The 18,160-nt window shown below is 67.1% G+C and carries 16 protein-coding genes and 2 pseudogenes; 9 read left to right on the top strand and 9 right to left on the bottom strand.

Features of this window, described 5'->3' with window-relative positions; all coding sequences use genetic code 11:
* Positions 1-100: 100 nt before the first annotated feature.
* The 4 genes and pseudogenes from ACFVX4_RS39485 to ACFVX4_RS39470 form a co-directional block, all read right to left on the bottom strand.
* Positions 101-552: pseudogene (locus ACFVX4_RS39485) on the bottom strand (IS6 family transposase); the annotation flags it as partial.
* 596 nt (positions 553-1,148) lie between these two features.
* Complete coding sequence (locus ACFVX4_RS39480; protein WP_389987554.1) at positions 1,149-1,886, bottom strand: dienelactone hydrolase family protein; 738 nt, start codon at positions 1,884-1,886, stop codon at positions 1,149-1,151.
* Between the two features lie 127 nt (positions 1,887-2,013).
* Entirely contained in the window at positions 2,014-3,168 is a 1,155-nt protein-coding gene (locus tag ACFVX4_RS39475) for an IS110 family transposase (protein WP_389987569.1), read from the bottom strand.
* 646 nt (positions 3,169-3,814) lie between these two features.
* The gene (locus ACFVX4_RS39470) at positions 3,815-4,975 is read right to left on the bottom strand and encodes a serine hydrolase domain-containing protein (RefSeq protein WP_389987557.1); all 1,161 of its coding nucleotides are present in this window, start codon (positions 4,973-4,975) and stop codon (positions 3,815-3,817) included.
* A gap of 194 nt (positions 4,976-5,169) precedes the next feature.
* Here ACFVX4_RS39470 and ACFVX4_RS39465 point away from each other — a divergent pair, with 194 nt between their 5' ends.
* Positions 5,170-5,769 carry a TetR/AcrR family transcriptional regulator gene (locus ACFVX4_RS39465; RefSeq protein WP_389987560.1) on the top strand — a complete coding sequence of 200 codons (600 nt, stop codon included), beginning with the start codon at positions 5,170-5,172 and terminating at the stop codon, positions 5,767-5,769.
* A 30-nt stretch (positions 5,770-5,799) separates the two neighbouring features.
* Here ACFVX4_RS39465 and ACFVX4_RS39460 read toward each other — a convergent pair whose 3' ends face one another.
* Both ACFVX4_RS39460 and ACFVX4_RS39455 read right to left on the bottom strand, forming a co-directional pair.
* Entirely contained in the window at positions 5,800-6,006 is a 207-nt protein-coding gene (locus tag ACFVX4_RS39460) for an IS3 family transposase (RefSeq protein ID WP_389987578.1), read from the bottom strand.
* A gap of 128 nt (positions 6,007-6,134) precedes the next feature.
* The gene (locus ACFVX4_RS39455; protein WP_389987575.1) at positions 6,135-6,875 is read right to left on the bottom strand and encodes an IS6 family transposase; all 741 of its coding nucleotides are present in this window, start codon (positions 6,873-6,875) and stop codon (positions 6,135-6,137) included.
* 429 nt (positions 6,876-7,304) lie between these two features.
* Here ACFVX4_RS39455 and ACFVX4_RS39450 point away from each other — a divergent pair, with 429 nt between their 5' ends.
* Together ACFVX4_RS39450 and ACFVX4_RS39445 are read left to right on the top strand one after the other, a co-directional pair.
* Positions 7,305-8,309 (top strand): helix-turn-helix domain-containing protein, encoded by a 1,005-nt coding sequence (locus ACFVX4_RS39450; protein ID WP_389987563.1) that lies wholly within the window; start codon positions 7,305-7,307, stop codon positions 8,307-8,309.
* A gap of 136 nt (positions 8,310-8,445) precedes the next feature.
* Positions 8,446-8,841 carry a hypothetical protein gene (locus ACFVX4_RS39445; RefSeq protein WP_389987566.1) on the top strand — a complete coding sequence of 132 codons (396 nt, stop codon included), beginning with the start codon at positions 8,446-8,448 and terminating at the stop codon, positions 8,839-8,841.
* A gap of 478 nt (positions 8,842-9,319) precedes the next feature.
* On the opposite strand, the gene ACFVX4_RS39440 is transcribed toward ACFVX4_RS39445, so the two are convergent.
* Together ACFVX4_RS39440 and ACFVX4_RS39435 are read right to left on the bottom strand one after the other, a co-directional pair.
* On the bottom strand, positions 9,320-9,715 hold the full coding sequence (locus tag ACFVX4_RS39440) for a hypothetical protein (RefSeq protein ID WP_389987566.1): 396 nt from the start codon (positions 9,713-9,715) through the stop codon (positions 9,320-9,322).
* Between the two features lie 136 nt (positions 9,716-9,851).
* On the bottom strand, positions 9,852-10,856 hold the full coding sequence (locus tag ACFVX4_RS39435; RefSeq protein ID WP_389987563.1) for a helix-turn-helix domain-containing protein: 1,005 nt from the start codon (positions 10,854-10,856) through the stop codon (positions 9,852-9,854).
* A 429-nt stretch (positions 10,857-11,285) separates the two neighbouring features.
* On the opposite strand from ACFVX4_RS39435, the gene ACFVX4_RS39430 reads away from it, so the two are divergent.
* Together ACFVX4_RS39430 and ACFVX4_RS39425 are read left to right on the top strand one after the other, a co-directional pair.
* Positions 11,286-12,026: an IS6 family transposase gene (locus ACFVX4_RS39430; RefSeq protein WP_389987575.1), complete on the top strand. Its 741-nt coding sequence runs from the start codon at positions 11,286-11,288 to the stop codon at positions 12,024-12,026.
* Positions 11,981-12,361, top strand: coding sequence for an IS3 family transposase (locus ACFVX4_RS39425; RefSeq protein ID WP_389987572.1), 381 nt, complete (start codon positions 11,981-11,983; stop codon positions 12,359-12,361). The genes ACFVX4_RS39430 and ACFVX4_RS39425 overlap by 46 nt, the downstream gene beginning before the upstream one ends.
* Before the next feature lie 30 nt (positions 12,362-12,391).
* Here ACFVX4_RS39425 and ACFVX4_RS39420 read toward each other — a convergent pair whose 3' ends face one another.
* On the bottom strand, positions 12,392-12,991 hold the full coding sequence (locus ACFVX4_RS39420; RefSeq protein ID WP_389987560.1) for a TetR/AcrR family transcriptional regulator: 600 nt from the start codon (positions 12,989-12,991) through the stop codon (positions 12,392-12,394).
* 194 nt (positions 12,992-13,185) lie between these two features.
* On the opposite strand from ACFVX4_RS39420, the gene ACFVX4_RS39415 reads away from it, so the two are divergent.
* The 4 genes and pseudogenes from ACFVX4_RS39415 to ACFVX4_RS39400 all read left to right on the top strand — a co-directional run.
* Positions 13,186-14,346, top strand: coding sequence for a serine hydrolase domain-containing protein (locus ACFVX4_RS39415; protein WP_389987557.1), 1,161 nt, complete (start codon positions 13,186-13,188; stop codon positions 14,344-14,346).
* Between the two features lie 646 nt (positions 14,347-14,992).
* The gene (locus tag ACFVX4_RS39410; RefSeq protein WP_389987569.1) at positions 14,993-16,147 is read left to right on the top strand and encodes an IS110 family transposase; all 1,155 of its coding nucleotides are present in this window, start codon (positions 14,993-14,995) and stop codon (positions 16,145-16,147) included.
* Between the two features lie 127 nt (positions 16,148-16,274).
* Positions 16,275-17,012 (top strand): dienelactone hydrolase family protein, encoded by a 738-nt coding sequence (locus ACFVX4_RS39405; RefSeq protein WP_389987554.1) that lies wholly within the window; start codon positions 16,275-16,277, stop codon positions 17,010-17,012.
* Positions 17,013-17,608: 596 nt separating this feature from the next.
* Positions 17,609-18,060 (top strand): annotated as a pseudogene (locus ACFVX4_RS39400) (IS6 family transposase); the annotation flags it as partial.
* Positions 18,061-18,160 lie beyond the last annotated feature (100 nt).

The following is an 18,160-nucleotide window of genomic DNA, read 5'->3' as shown; positions in this document are numbered from 1 at the left end:
ATTCGTGCTGGCCACCCGGGCACTACTCCTTCTCCGCCCTCGACTCAATGAATCATCCAGTATGCCTGACTCGATCTACTTTGACAGAGAGGGCTGGGGGCTTGTCGGTGACGACCACCCTCGGCACCGTACGGGTCTTCTTTATCAGGCGGCGGAAGAAGCATCTCGCCGCGGCCGTGTCCCGCCGGTTCTGGACGAGGATGTCGAGGACGTTGCCATTCTGGTCGACGGCCCGCCACAGATACTTCAGCTCGCCGTTGACCTTGATGAAGACCTCGTCCAGGTGCCACTTGTCCCCGGGCCGTGGCCGACGGCCGGGCAGTCCGTCGGCATAGGCCTGTCCGAACTTCAGACATCAGCGGCGGACCGTCTCGTAGGAGACGCTGATACCGCGCTGCAGCATCAACTCCTCCACCTCACGGAATGACAACGGGAAGCGGAAGTACAGCCACACGCAGTGGGAATCACCTCGACCGGGTACCGGTGCCCCTTGTACGACGGCGGCGTACTGCCCACGGACACCCCCTCCACCATGATCAACCCGAAGATCATCCCACCCGTCAGCCAACGTGACAGTGCCCTCCAGCGGGCCCCCGACTCCGCGGCGGGCCCGCTGGAGCCTTGCAGAGATCGTCCGCGCCGGGAGGCTCCTCGCTGGGCCTGCTGCACCACCGTCGTGGGAGTCGCCGGAGCCCTCGACGTCAGCGCTCGGACGATCTACCGGCACCCCCTCGTCCATGGCGACGGCCAGGATGCGTCGCAGCCTGGCTCTCGTACTGCTTCTCGACCCGGTCGCGGGCCCAGGCGACTGGCGGACTTCCTCGTTGGGGTGCCGTTAACGAGCGGCGATCCAAGTGGCAAGTAGCTCTGTAGTCAATGTGATGGTCGGTCACTGGCTCGGGGTGAGGGCCAAGCGAGCAGCGGATAGCGGTAGCAGTGACTCCGCTTCGAGGTTGGCTTATCGGACTTCTGGTCTCTGACGCCCCGTCAGGGTGTTGCCGCAGTAAATACCGGATTTACTGCGGCAGTTGTGCATACGTCTCCGCAATCGAGCATCTGCCCGAATGCGGTTCTGCTGTGCGGACTGAGGGGAGGGGACTGTCAGTGCCCGACGCCGACCAGGCCAGGCGCCAGCGTGTTTGCCTGGGTCATACCCCCAGGTCCTCCGTCACGGGCAGGCACTCGGCGAGCAGTTCGACGACGTCGCGCCAGGCTCGCTGCGCGTGCTGTGGGTGGTAGCCGACGCCGGGGACCATGGGGTGGTCGACCGGCGGGTGGTGGAAGGCGTGCAAGGCGCCGCCGTAGACCGCGAGGCGCCAGTCGACGCCCGCGGCCTGCATCTCAGCGGTGAACGCGTTCCGTTGCGCGGGCGGCATGATCGGGTCTTCCGACCCGACCCCGGCCCACACCGGGCAGCGAATGCGCGCCGCCTCGCCCGGTCGGCCCGTGGTAGTTGCGTTGACTGTCCCGATCGCCCGCAGGTTGACGCCATCGCGCCCGAGTTCCAGCGCGATGGCGCCCCCGGTGCCGTAGCCGACGGCGGCGATCCGGTCGGGGTCGGTCCGCGGTTCGGTGCGCAGCACGTCGAGCGCCGCGTGGCCGATGCCCCGCATCCGGTCGGGGTCGGCGAGCAGCGGCATGCAACGGGCCAGCATCTCCTCGGGGTCGCCCAAATAGCGCCCACCGTGAAGGTCGAAGGCCAGCGCTACATATCCCAGCTCGGCGAGAGCATCGGCCCTGCGGCGCTCGACGTCGCTGAGCCCCATGCCCTCTGGTCCGAGCAGCACCGCGGGCCGGCGGTCGACACCGGCCGGGAGCGCGAGGTGCCCGATCATCGTAAAACCGTCGGCCGGATACTCGACCGTACGCGTCGTAATCGTTGTCATGAGTCTGGACTGTAGTGATCGTCGAGCCCGGTCCGGCCGGTGTTCTGCCGCTGGCAGAACAGCCCGGGTATCCCAAATACGGCGAGGGCTCACAAGAACCGTCACAAACCCCGTCCCCACGGCAGCACTATCGGATCACCTGCCCAGGCCGCGGTGTTGGAGGCTGACCCTCGCAGCAGGATTCTGGGGTATACCGGCCCGCTCCCGTGAAGGGCGTCCGCTTGCGCTCATAGAACTGTTTCGAGGCGGGACAGTTCCGCAGGCTGGCGAAGGCCGAGAGGTAGAAGACGCGGAGCAGGCCGCGGTGGTAGCGGCGTGGGCGGTGGAGGTTGCCGCTGACGCGTCCGGAGTCGCGGGGGACGGGTGCGAGGCCGGCGTAGCCGGCCAGGCGGTCGGCGGTGCCGAAGGTGTCCATGGCGCCGCCGGTCGCAGCGAGGAACTCCGCGCTCAGCATGGTGCCCATGCCAGGCAGGCTCTGGATCACCTCGGCGTGTGGGTGCTCGCGAAACCGGGCCTCGATAAGGGCTTCGAGCTCGGTGATCTCCTCATCGAGGGCCATCACCCCCTTCGCCAGGCGGGCCACCATGGTGGCCGCGAGTTTCTCGCCGGGCAGTGCGGTGAACTGGGCCTCGGCGGCCTCCATGACGGTCCGGGCCAGGGCCGCGCTGTTGCGAACCTTGCGGTTCTTCAGCCATGTCGCGATCCGGGAGGCGCCGGCGCGACGGATCGCGGCCGGGGTCTGGTAGCCGGTCAACAACAGGACCGGCCCCTTCTTCGTCAGGTCCAACGAGCGTTCCAACGCAGGGAAGATTTCCAAGAGTTGGGCGCGCATTCGGTTGATCTGCCGGGTCCGGTCGCAGACCAGATCGGTGCGGCGGGTGACCAGCGTGCGCAGGTCGATCGATATCTCGTCGCCGGGCCGCAGGACACCGAGGTCGGTGCGCATGCGGGCCTGGTCGGCAATGACGAAGGCGTCCTTCGCGTCGGTCTTGGCCTGGCCCCGGTAGCCGGCCGATGCACGGTGGATGGCCAGGCCGGTGATGTAGGTGATGTGCTGGTCGTGACTGACCAGCAGACCGAGCAGGAGCGCGGCCCCGCCGTGGTTGATGTCCACCGCCCACAACACGTCCCGCGACAGCTCCAGTACGTCAGCGATGAGCTGGATCAGTTCAGTCTCGTCGTTCAGGATCCGACGAGACAGCAGTCGCTTGCCCTGGGCGTCGATCACCACGCAGTGGTGATGTTCCTTGCCGATGTCCACTCCGGCCCAGATCTCGGGCACAGCCACCTCCGTCAGCTCGTCGTACACCAGCCCAGCAGACGACCTCGCCGACGTTGTCCTACAAAGCGATCGCGTCGCGTCTCCCAATTAGCGGTCGAGTCGTCGCGGGGTTCCGGGCGGCCAAGTTTTCTGAGCCATCCAGCGGCGACTCCATGACAGCCATATCCGGAACCCCTGGGCCCCGCCGATCTTACGAATGACCAGCTCAGACCCACATCAAGAAAGGTAGGACTCCATGATCGGGCGAACCTTGCCTGCCCTGCTACCACCGCTCAACTCGGCACCTATTGGCGGACGCCCTTATCGGCGCCATCACGCTGATCGCGGGCGGAGCGCTTTACGGGGCCCGTCTGGTGGGCACAGCCCTCATCGGCATCATGCGGGGACAGAGCCGGAAGTGACCCACCCTCCACCGACGTCAGCCCTGGTCGGCCTTGAGGCGTGTGGAGCGGACGGTGGTGTGCCGTCCGCTGCCGACCTGCTTCGGCAGCCAGCGGCACGCCCAGCAGCTGCACACCGTCGGCGTTGGGCGGGGCCGATTGCTGCTGACGGGTGGTGATGTTCTCGCCAAGCCGCCGGGCACCGCGTGGAAACCCTCTCCGCTCCTCCCCCACACCACGGCACAGCACCCGCGTTCAATCGCGGGTCAGTGGCCGTGCCGGGCGATCGCGCGCAGGAAAGCGATGGTCTCCTCCTCGCCGCTGGTGGCTTCGTCCAGGGACGTCCCGTACAGGCGGCTGGCGGAGAGCTTCACGATGGTGGTCCGGCTGACCGGATCGACGTAGACGAACTGGTTGTAGACGCCGACCGCGCTGAACTCGCCACGGTCTCCCGCCAGGAGCCACCACTGGTAGCCGTAGCCGACCCCATCGGCTTGCTGGCCACCGACACGAGGCTGGCCGGGTCGAAGATGCGGCGCGGTCACGGTGACCGAGTCGCGCACCCACTGCGCGGGCACGATCTGCCGGCCCTGCCACACACCTCCGTTGCGGTACAGCTCGCCGAGCCTGGCGAAGTCGCGGGCGGTCAGGTTGAGCCCCGCGAAGGCGAGTTCCGTCCCGGCGGGGTCCACCAGCCAGTGACCCGCCGACGTCATGCCGAGCGGCTCGCACAGCTTCTCGTGCATGTAGTCGGCGACCGGGCGGCCGGTGGCCCGGGCCAGCAAGGCGCCGAGTACCTGTGTCTCACCGGAGTTGTAGCGACAGACGGTGCCAGGCCTGTTCTCGCGCACCATGCGGGCGACGAAGTCGTCGAGCGTGCCGCCGATGCCCGCCGTCGCGGCGTTGAGCTGGAAGATGTCGGAGGCCGGGTCGTTGTAGTCCTCGTTCCACCGGGCACCGGAGGACATCTGGAGCACGTCCTTGATGGACACACCGTCGTACGCGGAACCGGGCTGCACCGGCACGTAGGAGCTGATGGGCTCGTCGATGCTCGTGATGTGCCCCTCTTCGACCGCTATACCGACGAGCGCGGAGACGAAGCTCTTGGCGACCGACGCGGACAGCCACTGCACGTCCGGGCCACCGGTCAGGAAGTAGCTCTCGTGCCTGATAGCCCCGTCGACGAGCACGAGTAGTGCCGACGTGTCGGTGCCGGCCAGGAACTCCTTGGTCGGCCGTGAGGTGCCGTCGTAGTCGTACGTCTCCGGCAGGGGGATCGTCTCACCGAGTGGCCAGGGATGAGGCTGCGCGGAGGGGGCCATCTCGCGGGTGTCGAGGAGGTCCTTCATCCGGCAGAAGTGCTCGTGCTGCGGCGCACCGGTGAAGAGGCCGAGGTCGGGCAGGGTCATGCGCTTCTGAACAGTCATTGCCGTCCTTCGAGTGGAACGAGGGATCCGGAGGAGCAGGGGGAGTGGGCGGGCCGACACCATTGCTGGGGTGGGCTCGTCCTGGGGGTCTGAGGGCCCCGGCTGCGATACCGAGAAAGTAGCAGTACCAATCGGTTAGGGCAACCGAGTGGTACTGTTAATTTTCCATTGACACAGAGCAGAGGAAGGCAGCGATGAGCTCTTCCCGCGTCGACGGGCGCACCCTCCGGTTCCAGCACCGGAGGCCGGAGTTGCTGGCCGCGGCAACCGAGTACATCCTTGAACACGGCGTCAGCGGCCTGTCCCTGCGTCCCGTGGCGCAGGCGCTCGGTGTCACCCACGCGACACTGCTACGGCATTTCTCCTCGAAGGACGCGCTGCTCCTGGCCGTCGCAGAGAAGGTCCGCACGGATCTGGCCGCATGGCTGATGTCGGACGTGGAACTCCGCGAGGCACACTCGACGGCCGAACTCGTCAGGGCGCTATGGCGTCGGCTGTGCGAACCGCAGGAGCAGCGCCAGTTCCTCCTGCTTTTCGAATTCGTCGGCCATCACGGGGAGAAGTCCGGGGAAGACGAGAAACTCTCCCGGTCGATCGTCCACGACTGGATCGAGATCATCGCCAACAGGCTTGCTGCGGACGGCTGGCCGCCCGAGGACGCCTCCGCTTTGTCCACCCTTGTTCTCGCGCAGGTGCGGGGCCTGCAGCTCGATCTCCTCGTCTCCGGGGACCGCGCACGAGCGGACCGCGCCATCGACTTCGCCGTACGCCTCCTCGACCGCCCCACCCGGTGAAGCTTCCCCGTGATCTTGGACACTCGATGCCTATGCTGCGAGGTCGTGTTGGTGCCGTTGCCGGGTCTCGGCCGGGGTGAGGTAGCCGAAGACCTTGTGTTTGCGCAGGCGGCGGCGGTTATAGAACGTCTCGATGAAGTCGAAGACCTCAGCGCGGGCGGTGGCCCGGTCGGGCCAGATGCGAGTGCCAATCTCTTCTTTGAGTAGGGCCCAGAAACTCTCCGCGGCGGCGTTGATGCCCCTATGGATGTCAAGCGGAGTCTCGGGCTGGCCCCGTGTGGTCTGCCGGGCGCTGTCACGTTGTTGGGTGTGTGGGTGTCTGATGGTGTGTCGGGGAATGGTGGGGCCTGGTTCGGGGCCTGTGCTCAGGCCGTGGTGGACAGACCGGCGGTGCCGGTGACCTGCTCCCAGGTGGTGAAGCGGTGCTGCATCTCGGTGCGGTAGTCGGGGGCGGTCATCAGATGGCGGCGGGGCCGGAAGTGCGGTGAGATACCGCTGAACGCGGACAGGAACCGCTGCGCCCCGCCGGCGGAGCGGAAGCCTTTCATCGCACGTTCACGCTGCCGGGTGGGCTGGTGGCTGTTCTCCGCCCGGTTGTTCAGCCCCTTGTGCGAGCGGTGCTCGACCGAGGGCATGACCTCGCGGTGAGCGGCGCCGTAGGAGCGGAGCCTGTCCGTGACGACCACCCGCGGCACCGTACGGGTCGTCTTCACCAGGCGACGGAAGAATTGCCTGGCCGCGGTCTTGTCCCGCCGGTTCTGTACGAGGATGTCCAGCACCATGCCGTCCTGGTCGACAGCCCGCCAGAGGTACTTCTGCTCGCCGTTGATCTTGACGAAGACCTCGTCCAGGTGCCACTTGTCACCAGGCCGGGGCCGGCGGCGGCGCAGCGAATTGACGTACTGCTGCCCGAACTTCAGGCACCAGCGGCGGATGGTCTCGTAGGAGACGATCACGCCGCGCTCGAGCATCAGCTCCTCGACCTCACGGAAACCGAGCGGGAACCGGAAGTACAGCCACACGCAGTGGCAGATCACCTCGACCGGGTACCGGTGACCCCTGTACGACGGCGACGCGCTCCCCACGGACGACTCCCCCTCCACCATGATCAACCCGAAGATCATCCCACCCGGTCAGCCAACGTGACAGTGCCCTCGAGGCTGATGCCCAGTGTGTTGTTCAGGTAAGCGAGTACGGTCACCCATCCGATCGAGTCGAGACCGGGGGCTTGATCACGCCCAGCTCGATGAGCGGGGTCAAGCCGGTGGTCGGAGTACACGCTGTTCCGCGAATCCCTGTGGCGCCGGAGCGTCTCCGCCGGCAGGCCATCGCGTCCGTATCCCCGGATCCCCGCATTCCGCCAGGGCCGGCGGGAACGGGCCGCAGCCGATCGAACGCTCGCCACCACGGTTCCAGCGACAAGGTGCACAGCTTCTCGGCCTGAAAGGTTGCCAGACTGACCGGCGAGCCGCTCGCTTGTCGGCATTCGGGCAGCCGAAGATTGAGGCCTGTCATGTTCAGGATCAGGGGGCGAGATGGCGGGCACATGGGCGGCGAGCGTCTCAACGAACAGCGTCAGCGCGCGCGGCGGCTTCGAATGGTGGTCGTCGATGGTCGCCGAAGCGGTCATTCCCGTGTCGATCACGTGCGAACGCGTCGACTCCTTCGTGGGAGAGGCGGCCTCGCTGCAGCTGCCCCGGACCCAGGTGTCAGCATTCCGCTTCTCCCCGATGTCAGCCCGCCGCACCCCGATCCACATCCGGCGGGCGGATCCCGAGTCCTACTTCCTCTTCCTGGTCCACGGCGGCCCGGTCGGGCTGGAGCAACGACGCAACAACATCCTGCTCAGGGCGGGCGACATGGCCCTGTTCGACACCTCCGTCCCTCTGGCCTGTGAGTTCCGGGACGGCAGACAGCCCCCTCGGCTCACCATGATCCGGCTGCCCAGAACCGCGATCCCGCTCCCCCTCGGTCGGACGGACGAACTGGTCGCCACACTTCTCCCCGCCCGGACCGGGTCGGGAGCGCTCCTCACGTCCTATCTCACCGGGCTGCGCGACCAGGCCGCGCACTGCGACGAGGCGGAACTGCTCCGCCTGGGGAGCGTGGGATTCGACCTGGCCACCGCGTTTCTGGCCACGCGGCTCGATGCCGCATCGGGGCTACCCGCAGACACCCGCCGCCAAGTCCTGCTGGCCCGCATCCACGCCTTCATCGACCACAACCTCAGCAATCCCCAACTCACGCCGGCACACATCGCAGCACACCACCACATTTCCGTCCGCGCCCTGCACCAACTGTTCCGCACGGAGGCGAGTACCGTCGCGGCCACAATCCGCCGGCGGCGCCTGGAGCGCTGCCAGGCCGACCTCACCGACCCCCGGCAACGCAGCCAGTCGATCAGTGCGCTGGCAGCGCGGTGGGGCTTCCTGGTGCCGGCCGAGTTCAGCAGAGCATTTCGGGCGGCCCATGGCATGACTCCCACGGAATTCCGCCACGAGGCCACACGGCAGGCCCGGACTGCGCCAGGACACAAGTGACGCTGCGCTGATTCCCAATTGCCCGCGCGCCTCCCGTGTCACGGTGAGATCGCACGGTTCAGCCCATGGCATGGGCATGCCCGTCCCGTGCATTGCGCGGTGCTCCCGCGCGAATTCCTGCTCCCATGGAGGGAAAATGAAACGCTATTCGGTACCAGCGGCTGGACTGCTGCTCGTCCTGGTCGGAGCCTCCGCTGCCGTAGCCGCACCGGCGAGTGCCACGCCCGTCGAGTCCGCGGCCTCGGCAACTACGGCGCAGCCGCGACAGGTGCCTGACGGGCCGGTAGTGGTGACTCAGGGCGGCAACGGAGCGCCTTCGATCAAGCACTCGAACTACTGCAACAACTTCGTCAACTACGGCACGTCGTGGAGAGCGGACTGCAACGTCGACTACGGAAGTTCCGGATCGTGGACCCAGTGCTCGGACGGTACCGAAATCTGGGGTCCGCTGGTCGGCCCAGGCTACTGGGTCTTCAGCGGTGACTGCTCCGGTCACGGCAGCGTGCGGGACTGGGGGGTTTACGACGGTTAGCGATCCCGCGTGTGAACTCCTCCCGTTCCTGCCCGTCACGGCTGCACCGTAGGAATCGCGGCAGGCCTGCGCAACTGCGGCGAACGCAGCGGACCCTTGTCGATATCGGCGTAGCCGAAGATCTCGCGGCGCCTGCCGACCAGCCGGAGTCTTCTTCACGGCCGGTCGAGGAAGTGCACCGAGAGCCGACCTCCGACGAAGGCGCCGGCGACCGGAATGCGGCGGTGCCCTCAGCCACGCGTGGCTGAGGGCACCGCCGCATTCCGGTCGCCGGCGCCTTCGTCGGAGGTCGGCTCTCGGTGCACTTCCTCGACCGGCCGTGAAGAAGACTCCGGCTGGTCGGCAGGCGCCGCGAGATCTTCGGCTACGCCGATATCGACAAGGGTCCGCTGCGTTCGCCGCAGTTGCGCAGGCCTGCCGCGATTCCTACGGTGCAGCCGTGACGGGCAGGAACGGGAGGAGTTCACACGCGGGATCGCTAACCGTCGTAAACCCCCCAGTCCCGCACGCTGCCGTGACCGGAGCAGTCACCGCTGAAGACCCAGTAGCCTGGGCCGACCAGCGGACCCCAGATTTCGGTACCGTCCGAGCACTGGGTCCACGATCCGGAACTTCCGTAGTCGACGTTGCAGTCCGCTCTCCACGACGTGCCGTAGTTGACGAAGTTGTTGCAGTAGTTCGAGTGCTTGATCGAAGGCGCTCCGTTGCCGCCCTGAGTCACCACTACCGGCCCGTCAGGCACCTGTCGCGGCTGCGCCGTAGTTGCCGAGGCCGCGGACTCGACGGGCGTGGCACTCGCCGGTGCGGCTACGGCAGCGGAGGCTCCGACCAGGACGAGCAGCAGTCCAGCCGCTGGTACCGAATAGCGTTTCATTTTCCCTCCATGGGAGCAGGAATTCGCGCGGGAGCACCGCGCAATGCACGGGACGGGCATGCCCATGCCATGGGCTGAACCGTGCGATCTCACCGTGACACGGGAGGCGCGCGGGCAATTGGGAATCAGCGCAGCGTCACTTGTGTCCTGGCGCAGTCCGGGCCTGCCGTGTGGCCTCGTGGCGGAATTCCGTGGGAGTCATGCCATGGGCCGCCCGAAATGCTCTGCTGAACTCGGCCGGCACCAGGAAGCCCCACCGCGCTGCCAGCGCACTGATCGACTGGCTGCGTTGCCGGGGGTCGGTGAGGTCGGCCTGGCAGCGCTCCAGGCGCCGCCGGCGGATTGTGGCCGCGACGGTACTCGCCTCCGTGCGGAACAGTTGGTGCAGGGCGCGGACGGAAATGTGGTGGTGTGCTGCGATGTGTGCCGGCGTGAGTTGGGGATTGCTGAGGTTGTGGTCGATGAAGGCGTGGATGCGGGCCAGCAGGACTTGGCGGCGGGTGTCTGCGGGTAGCCCCGATGCGGCATCGAGCCGCGTGGCCAGAAACGCGGTGGCCAGGTCGAATCCCACGCTCCCCAGGCGGAGCAGTTCCGCCTCGTCGCAGTGCGCGGCCTGGTCGCGCAGCCCGGTGAGATAGGACGTGAGGAGCGCTCCCGACCCGGTCCGGGCGGGGAGAAGTGTGGCGACCAGTTCGTCCGTCCGACCGAGGGGGAGCGGGATCGCGGTTCTGGGCAGCCGGATCATGGTGAGCCGAGGGGGCTGTCTGCCGTCCCGGAACTCACAGGCCAGAGGGACGGAGGTGTCGAACAGGGCCATGTCGCCCGCCCTGAGCAGGATGTTGTTGCGTCGTTGCTCCAGCCCGACCGGGCCGCCGTGGACCAGGAAGAGGAAGTAGGACTCGGGATCCGCCCGCCGGATGTGGATCGGGGTGCGGCGGGCTGACATCGGGGAGAAGCGGAATGCTGACACCTGGGTCCGGGGCAGCTGCAGCGAGGCCGCCTCTCCCACGAAGGAGTCGACGCGTTCGCACGTGATCGACACGGGAATGACCGCTTCGGCGACCATCGACGACCACCATTCGAAGCCGCCGCGCGCGCTGACGCTGTTCGTTGAGACGCTCGCCGCCCATGTGCCCGCCATCTCGCCCCCTGATCCTGAACATGACAGGCCTCAATCTTCGGCTGCCCGAATGCCGACAAGCGAGCGGCTCGCCGGTCAGTCTGGCAACCTTTCAGGCCGAGAAGCTGTGCACCTTGTCGCTGGAACCGTGGTGGCGAGCGTTCGATCGGCTGCGGCCCGTTCCCGCCGGCCCTGGCGGAATGCGGGGATCCGGGGATACGGACGCGATGGCCTGCCGGCGGAGACGCTCCGGCGCCACAGGGATTCGCGGAACAGCGTGTACTCCGACCACCGGCTTGACCCCGCTCATCGAGCTGGGCGTGATCAAGCCCCCGGTCTCGACTCGATCGGATGGGTGACCGTACTCGCTTACCTGAACAACACACTGGGCATCAGCCTCGAGGGCACTGTCACGTTGGCTGACCGGGTGGGATGATCTTCGGGTTGATCATGGTGGAGGGGGAGTCGTCCGTGGGGAGCGCGTCGCCGTCGTACAGGGGTCACCGGTACCCGGTCGAGGTGATCTGCCACTGCGTGTGGCTGTACTTCCGGTTCCCGCTCGGTTTCCGTGAGGTCGAGGAGCTGATGCTCGAGCGCGGCGTGATCGTCTCCTACGAGACCATCCGCCGCTGGTGCCTGAAGTTCGGGCAGCAGTACGTCAATTCGCTGCGCCGCCGCCGGCCCCGGCCTGGTGACAAGTGGCACCTGGACGAGGTCTTCGTCAAGATCAACGGCGAGCAGAAGTACCTCTGGCGGGCTGTCGACCAGGACGGCATGGTGCTGGACATCCTCGTACAGAACCGGCGGGACAAGACCGCGGCCAGGCAATTCTTCCGTCGCCTGGTGAAGACGACCCGTACGGTGCCGCGGGTGGTCGTCACGGACAGGCTCCGCTCCTACGGCGCCGCTCACCGCGAGGTCATGCCCTCGGTCGAGCACCGCTCGCACAAGGGGCTGAACAACCGGGCGGAGAACAGCCACCAGCCCACCCGGCAGCGTGAACGTGCGATGAAAGGCTTCCGCTCCGCCGGCGGGGCGCAGCGGTTCCTGTCCGCGTTCAGCGGTATCTCACCGCACTTCCGGCCCCGCCGCCATCTGATGACCGCCCCCGACTACCGCACCGAGATGCAGCACCGCTTCACCACCTGGGAGCAGGTCACCGGCACCGCCGGTCTGTCCACCACGGCCTGAGCACAGGCCCCGAACCAGGCCCCACCATTCCCCGACACACCATCAGACACCCACACACCCAACAACGTGACAGCGCCCGGCAGACCACACGGGGCCAGCCCGAGACTCCGCTTGACATCCATAGGGGCATCAACGCCGCCGCGGAGAGTTTCTGGGCCCTACTCAAAGAAGAGATTGGCACTCGCATCTGGCCCGACCGGGCCACCGCCCGCGCTGAGGTCTTCGACTTCATCGAGACGTTCTATAACCGCCGCCGCCTGCGCAAACACAAGGTCTTCGGCTACCTCACCCCGGCCGAGACCCGGCAACGGCACCAACACGACCTCGCAGCATAGGCATCGAGTGTCCAAGATCACGGGGAAGCTTCACCGGGTGGGGCGGTCGAGGAGGCGTACGGCGAAGTCGATGGCGCGGTCCGCTCGTGCGCGGTCCCCGGAGACGAGGAGATCGAGCTGCAGGCCCCGCACCTGCGCGAGAACAAGGGTGGACAAAGCGGAGGCGTCCTCGGGCGGCCAGCCGTCCGCAGCAAGCCTGTTGGCGATGATCTCGATCCAGTCGTGGACGATCGACCGGGAGAGTTTCTCGTCTTCCCCGGACTTCTCCCCGTGATGGCCGACGAATTCGAAAAGCAGGAGGAACTGGCGCTGCTCCTGCGGTTCGCACAGCCGACGCCATAGCGCCCTGACGAGTTCGGCCGTCGAGTGTGCCTCGCGGAGTTCCACGTCCGACATCAGCCATGCGGCCAGATCCGTGCGGACCTTCTCTGCGACGGCCAGGAGCAGCGCGTCCTTCGAGGAGAAATGCCGTAGCAGTGTCGCGTGGGTGACACCGAGCGCCTGCGCCACGGGACGCAGGGACAGGCCGCTGACGCCGTGTTCAAGGATGTACTCGGTTGCCGCGGCCAGCAACTCCGGCCTCCGGTGCTGGAACCGGAGGGTGCGCCCGTCGACGCGGGAAGAGCTCATCGCTGCCTTCCTCTGCTCTGTGTCAATGGAAAATTAACAGTACCACTCGGTTGCCCTAACCGATTGGTACTGCTACTTTCTCGGTATCGCAGCCGGGGCCCTCAGACCCCCAGGACGAGCCCACCCCAGCAATGGTGTCGGCCCGCCCACTCCCCCTGCTCCTCCGGATCCCTCGTTCCACTCGAAGGACGGCAATGACTGTTCAGAAGCGCATGACCCTGCCCGACCTCGGCCTCTTCACCGGTGCGCCGCAGCACGAGCACTTCTGCCGGATGAAGGACCTCCTCGACACCCGCGAGATGGCCCCCTCCGCGCAGCCTCATCCCTGGCCACTCGGTGAGACGATCCCCCTGCCGGAGACGTACGACTACGACGGCACCTCACGGCCGACCAAGGAGTTCCTGGCCGGCACCGACACGTCGGCACTACTCGTGCTCGTCGACGGGGCTATCAGGCACGAGAGCTACTTCCTGACCGGTGGCCCGGACGTGCAGTGGCTGTCCGCGTCGGTCGCCAAGAGCTTCGTCTCCGCGCTCGTCGGTATAGCGGTCGAAGAGGGGCACATCACGAGCATCGACGAGCCCATCAGCTCCTACGTGCCGGTGCAGCCCGGTTCCGCGTACGACGGTGTGTCCATCAAGGACGTGCTCCAGATGTCCTCCGGTGCCCGGTGGAACGAGGACTACAACGACCCGGCCTCCGACATCTTCCAGCTCAACGCCGCGACGGCGGGCATCGGCGGCACGCTCGACGACTTCGTCGCCCGCATGGTGCGCGAGAACAGGCCTGGCACCGTCTGTCGCTACAACTCCGGTGAGACACAGGTACTCGGCGCCTTGCTGGCCCGGGCCACCGGCCGCCCGGTCGCCGACTACATGCACGAGAAGCTGTGCGAGCCGCTCGGCATGACGTCGGCGGGTCACTGGCTGGTGGACCCCGCCGGGACGGAACTCGCCTTCGCGGGGCTCAACCTGACCGCCCGCGACTTCGCCAGGCTCGGCGAGCTGTACCGCAACGGAGGTGTGTGGCAGGGCCGGCAGATCGTGCCCGCGCAGTGGGTGCGCGACTCGGTCACCGTGACCGCGCCGCATCTTCGACCCGGCCAGCCTCGTGTCGGTGGCCAGCAAGCCGATGGGGTCGGCTACGGCTACCAGTGGTGGCTCCTGGCGGGAGACCGTGGCGAGTTCAGCGCGGTCGGCGTCTACAACCAGTTCGTCTACGTCGATCCGGTCAGCCGGACCACCATCGTGAAGCTCTCCGCCAGCCGCCTGTACGGGACGTCCCTGGACGAAGCCACCAGCGGCGAGGAGGAGACCATCGCTTTCCTGCGCGCGATCGCCCGGCACGGCCACTGACCCGCGATTGAACGCGGGTGCTGTGCCGTGGTGTGGGGGAGGAGCGGAGAGGGTTTCCACGCGGTGCCCGGCGGCTTGGCGAGAACATCACCACCCGTCAGCAGCAATCGGCCCCGCCCAACGCCGACGGTGTGCAGCTGCTGGGCGTGCCGCTGGCTGCCGAAGCAGGTCGGCAGCGGACGGCACACCACCGTCCGCTCCACACGCCTCAAGGCCGACCAGGGCTGACGTCGGTGGAGGGTGGGTCACTTCCGGCTCTGTCCCCGCATGATGCCGATGAGGGCTGTGCCCACCAGACGGGCCCCGTAAAGCGCTCCGCCCGCGATCAGCGTGATGGCGCCGATAAGGGCGTCCGCCAATAGGTGCCGAGTTGAGCGGTGGTAGCAGGGCAGGCAAGGTTCGCCCGATCATGGAGTCCTACCTTTCTTGATGTGGGTCTGAGCTGGTCATTCGTAAGATCGGCGGGGCCCAGGGGTTCCGGATATGGCTGTCATGGAGTCGCCGCTGGATGGCTCAGAAAACTTGGCCGCCCGGAACCCCGCGACGACTCGACCGCTAATTGGGAGACGCGACGCGATCGCTTTGTAGGACAACGTCGGCGAGGTCGTCTGCTGGGCTGGTGTACGACGAGCTGACGGAGGTGGCTGTGCCCGAGATCTGGGCCGGAGTGGACATCGGCAAGGAACATCACCACTGCGTGGTGATCGACGCCCAGGGCAAGCGACTGCTGTCTCGTCGGATCCTGAACGACGAGACTGAACTGATCCAGCTCATCGCTGACGTACTGGAGCTGTCGCGGGACGTGTTGTGGGCGGTGGACATCAACCACGGCGGGGCCGCGCTCCTGCTCGGTCTGCTGGTCAGTCACGACCAGCACATCACCTACATCACCGGCCTGGCCATCCACCGTGCATCGGCCGGCTACCGGGGCCAGGCCAAGACCGACGCGAAGGACGCCTTCGTCATTGCCGACCAGGCCCGCATGCGCACCGACCTCGGTGTCCTGCGGCCCGGCGACGAGATATCGATCGACCTGCGCACGCTGGTCACCCGCCGCACCGATCTGGTCTGCGACCGGACCCGGCAGATCAACCGAATGCGCGCCCAACTCTTGGAAATCTTCCCTGCGTTGGAACGCTCGTTGGACCTGACGAAGAAGGGGCCGGTCCTGTTGTTGACCGGCTACCAGACCCCGGCCGCGATCCGTCGCGCCGGCGCCTCCCGGATCGCGACATGGCTGAAGAACCGCAAGGTTCGCAACAGCGCGGCCCTGGCCCGGACCGTCATGGAGGCCGCCGAGGCCCAGTTCACCGCACTGCCCGGCGAGAAACTCGCGGCCACCATGGTGGCCCGCCTGGCGAAGGGGGTGATGGCCCTCGATGAGGAGATCACCGAGCTCGAAGCCCTTATCGAGGCCCGGTTTCGCGAGCACCCACACGCCGAGGTGATCCAGAGCCTGCCTGGCATGGGCACCATGCTGAGCGCGGAGTTCCTCGCTGCGACCGGCGGCGCCATGGACACCTTCGGCACCGCCGACCGCCTGGCCGGCTACGCCGGCCTCGCACCCGTCCCCCGCGACTCCGGACGCGTCAGCGGCAACCTCCACCGCCCACGCCGCTACCACCGCGGCCTGCTCCGCGTCTTCTACCTCTCGGCCTTCGCCAGCCTGCGGAACTGTCCCGCCTCGAAACAGTTCTATGAGCGCAAGCGGACGCCCTTCACGGGAGCGGGCCGGTATACCCCAGAATCCTGCTGCGAGGGTCAGCCTCCAACACCGCGGCCTGGGCAGGTGATCCGATAGTGCTGCCGTGGGGACGGGGTTTGTGACGGTTCTTGTGAGCCCTCGCCGTATTTGGGATACCCGGGCTGTTCTGCCAGCGGCAGAACACCGGCCGGACCGGGCTCGACGATCACTACAGTCCAGACTCATGACAACGATTACGACGCGTACGGTCGAGTATCCGGCCGACGGTTTTACGATGATCGGGCACCTCGCGCTCCCGGCCGGTGTCGACCGCCGGCCCGCGGTGCTGCTCGGACCAGAGGGCATGGGGCTCAGCGACGTCGAGCGCCGCAGGGCCGATGCTCTCGCCGAGCTGGGATATGTAGCGCTGGCCTTCGACCTTCACGGTGGGCGCTATTTGGGCGACCCCGAGGAGATGCTGGCCCGTTGCATGCCGCTGCTCGCCGACCCCGACCGGATGCGGGGCATCGGCCACGCGGCGCTCGACGTGCTGCGCACCGAACCGCGGACCGACCCCGACCGGATCGCCGCCGTCGGCTACGGCACCGGGGGCGCCATCGCGCTGGAACTCGGGCGCGATGGCGTCAACCTGCGGGCGATCGGGACAGTCAACGCAACTACCACGGGCCGACCGGGCGAGGCGGCGCGCATTCGCTGCCCGGTGTGGGCCGGGGTCGGGTCGGAAGACCCGATCATGCCGCCCGCGCAACGGAACGCGTTCACCGCTGAGATGCAGGCCGCGGGCGTCGACTGGCGCCTCGCGGTCTACGGCGGCGCCTTGCACGCCTTCCACCACCCGCCGGTCGACCACCCCATGGTCCCCGGCGTCGGCTACCACCCACAGCACGCGCAGCGAGCCTGGCGCGACGTCGTCGAACTGCTCGCCGAGTGCCTGCCCGTGACGGAGGACCTGGGGGTATGACCCAGGCAAACACGCTGGCGCCTGGCCTGGTCGGCGTCGGGCACTGACAGTCCCCTCCCCTCAGTCCGCACAGCAGAACCGCATTCGGGCAGATGCTCGATTGCGGAGACGTATGCACAACTGCCGCAGTAAATCCGGTATTTACTGCGGCAACACCCTGACGGGGCGTCAGAGACCAGAAGTCCGATAAGCCAACCTCGAAGCGGAGTCACTGCTACCGCTATCCGCTGCTCGCTTGGCCCTCACCCCGAGCCAGTGACCGACCATCACATTGACTACAGAGCTACTTGCCACTTGGATCGCCGCTCGTTAACGGCACCCCAACGAGGAAGTCCGCCAGTCGCCTGGGCCCGCGACCGGGTCGAGAAGCAGTACGAGAGCCAGGCTGCGACGCATCCTGGCCGTCGCCATGGACGAGGGGGTGCCGGTAGATCGTCCGAGCGCTGACGTCGAGGGCTCCGGCGACTCCCACGACGGTGGTGCAGCAGGCCCAGCGAGGAGCCTCCCGGCGCGGACGATCTCTGCAAGGCTCCAGCGGGCCCGCCGCGGAGTCGGGGGCCCGCTGGAGGGCACTGTCACGTTGGCTGACGGGTGGGATGATCTTCGGGTTGATCATGGTGGAGGGGGTGTCCGTGGGCAGTACGCCGCCGTCGTACAAGGGGCACCGGTACCCGGTCGAGGTGATTCCCACTGCGTGTGGCTGTACTTCCGCTTCCCGTTGTCATTCCGTGAGGTGGAGGAGTTGATGCTGCAGCGCGGTATCAGCGTCTCCTACGAGACGGTCCGCCGCTGATGTCTGAAGTTCGGACAGGCCTATGCCGACGGACTGCCCGGCCGTCGGCCACGGCCCGGGGACAAGTGGCACCTGGACGAGGTCTTCATCAAGGTCAACGGCGAGCTGAAGTATCTGTGGCGGGCCGTCGACCAGAATGGCAACGTCCTCGACATCCTCGTCCAGAACCGGCGGGACACGGCCGCGGCGAGATGCTTCTTCCGCCGCCTGATAAAGAAGACCCGTACGGTGCCGAGGGTGGTCGTCACCGACAAGCCCCCAGCCCTCTCTGTCAAAGTAGATCGAGTCAGGCATACTGGATGATTCATTGAGTCGAGGGCGGAGAAGGAGTAGTGCCCGGGTGGCCAGCACGAAT

This window comes from Streptomyces sp. NPDC058240, from assembly GCF_042882135.1.
Classification (GTDB): domain Bacteria; phylum Actinomycetota; class Actinomycetes; order Streptomycetales; family Streptomycetaceae; genus Streptomyces.
Note: the sequence above shows the minus strand (reverse complement) of the source record. Positions and strands in the feature narration are given on the sequence as shown.

Excerpts from the sequence above, each read along its gene's own strand:
- ACFVX4_RS39480 (WP_389987554.1), bottom strand. The coding sequence starts at position 1,886 with ATGACAACGATTACGACGCGTACGGTCGAGTATCCGGCCGACGGTTTT.
- ACFVX4_RS39470 (WP_389987557.1), bottom strand. The coding sequence starts at position 4,975 with ATGACTGTTCAGAAGCGCATGACCCTGCCCGACCTCGGCCTCTTCACC.
- ACFVX4_RS39465 (WP_389987560.1), top strand. The coding sequence starts at position 5,170 with ATGAGCTCTTCCCGCGTCGACGGGCGCACCCTCCGGTTCCAGCACCGG.
- ACFVX4_RS39455 (WP_389987575.1), bottom strand. The coding sequence starts at position 6,875 with ATGGTGGAGGGGGAGTCGTCCGTGGGGAGCGCGTCGCCGTCGTACAGG.
- ACFVX4_RS39450 (WP_389987563.1), top strand. The coding sequence starts at position 7,305 with ATGGCGGGCACATGGGCGGCGAGCGTCTCAACGAACAGCGTCAGCGCG.
- ACFVX4_RS39445 (WP_389987566.1), top strand. The coding sequence starts at position 8,446 with ATGAAACGCTATTCGGTACCAGCGGCTGGACTGCTGCTCGTCCTGGTC.
- ACFVX4_RS39440 (WP_389987566.1), bottom strand. The coding sequence starts at position 9,715 with ATGAAACGCTATTCGGTACCAGCGGCTGGACTGCTGCTCGTCCTGGTC.
- ACFVX4_RS39435 (WP_389987563.1), bottom strand. The coding sequence starts at position 10,856 with ATGGCGGGCACATGGGCGGCGAGCGTCTCAACGAACAGCGTCAGCGCG.
- ACFVX4_RS39430 (WP_389987575.1), top strand. The coding sequence starts at position 11,286 with ATGGTGGAGGGGGAGTCGTCCGTGGGGAGCGCGTCGCCGTCGTACAGG.
- ACFVX4_RS39420 (WP_389987560.1), bottom strand. The coding sequence starts at position 12,991 with ATGAGCTCTTCCCGCGTCGACGGGCGCACCCTCCGGTTCCAGCACCGG.
- ACFVX4_RS39415 (WP_389987557.1), top strand. The coding sequence starts at position 13,186 with ATGACTGTTCAGAAGCGCATGACCCTGCCCGACCTCGGCCTCTTCACC.
- ACFVX4_RS39405 (WP_389987554.1), top strand. The coding sequence starts at position 16,275 with ATGACAACGATTACGACGCGTACGGTCGAGTATCCGGCCGACGGTTTT.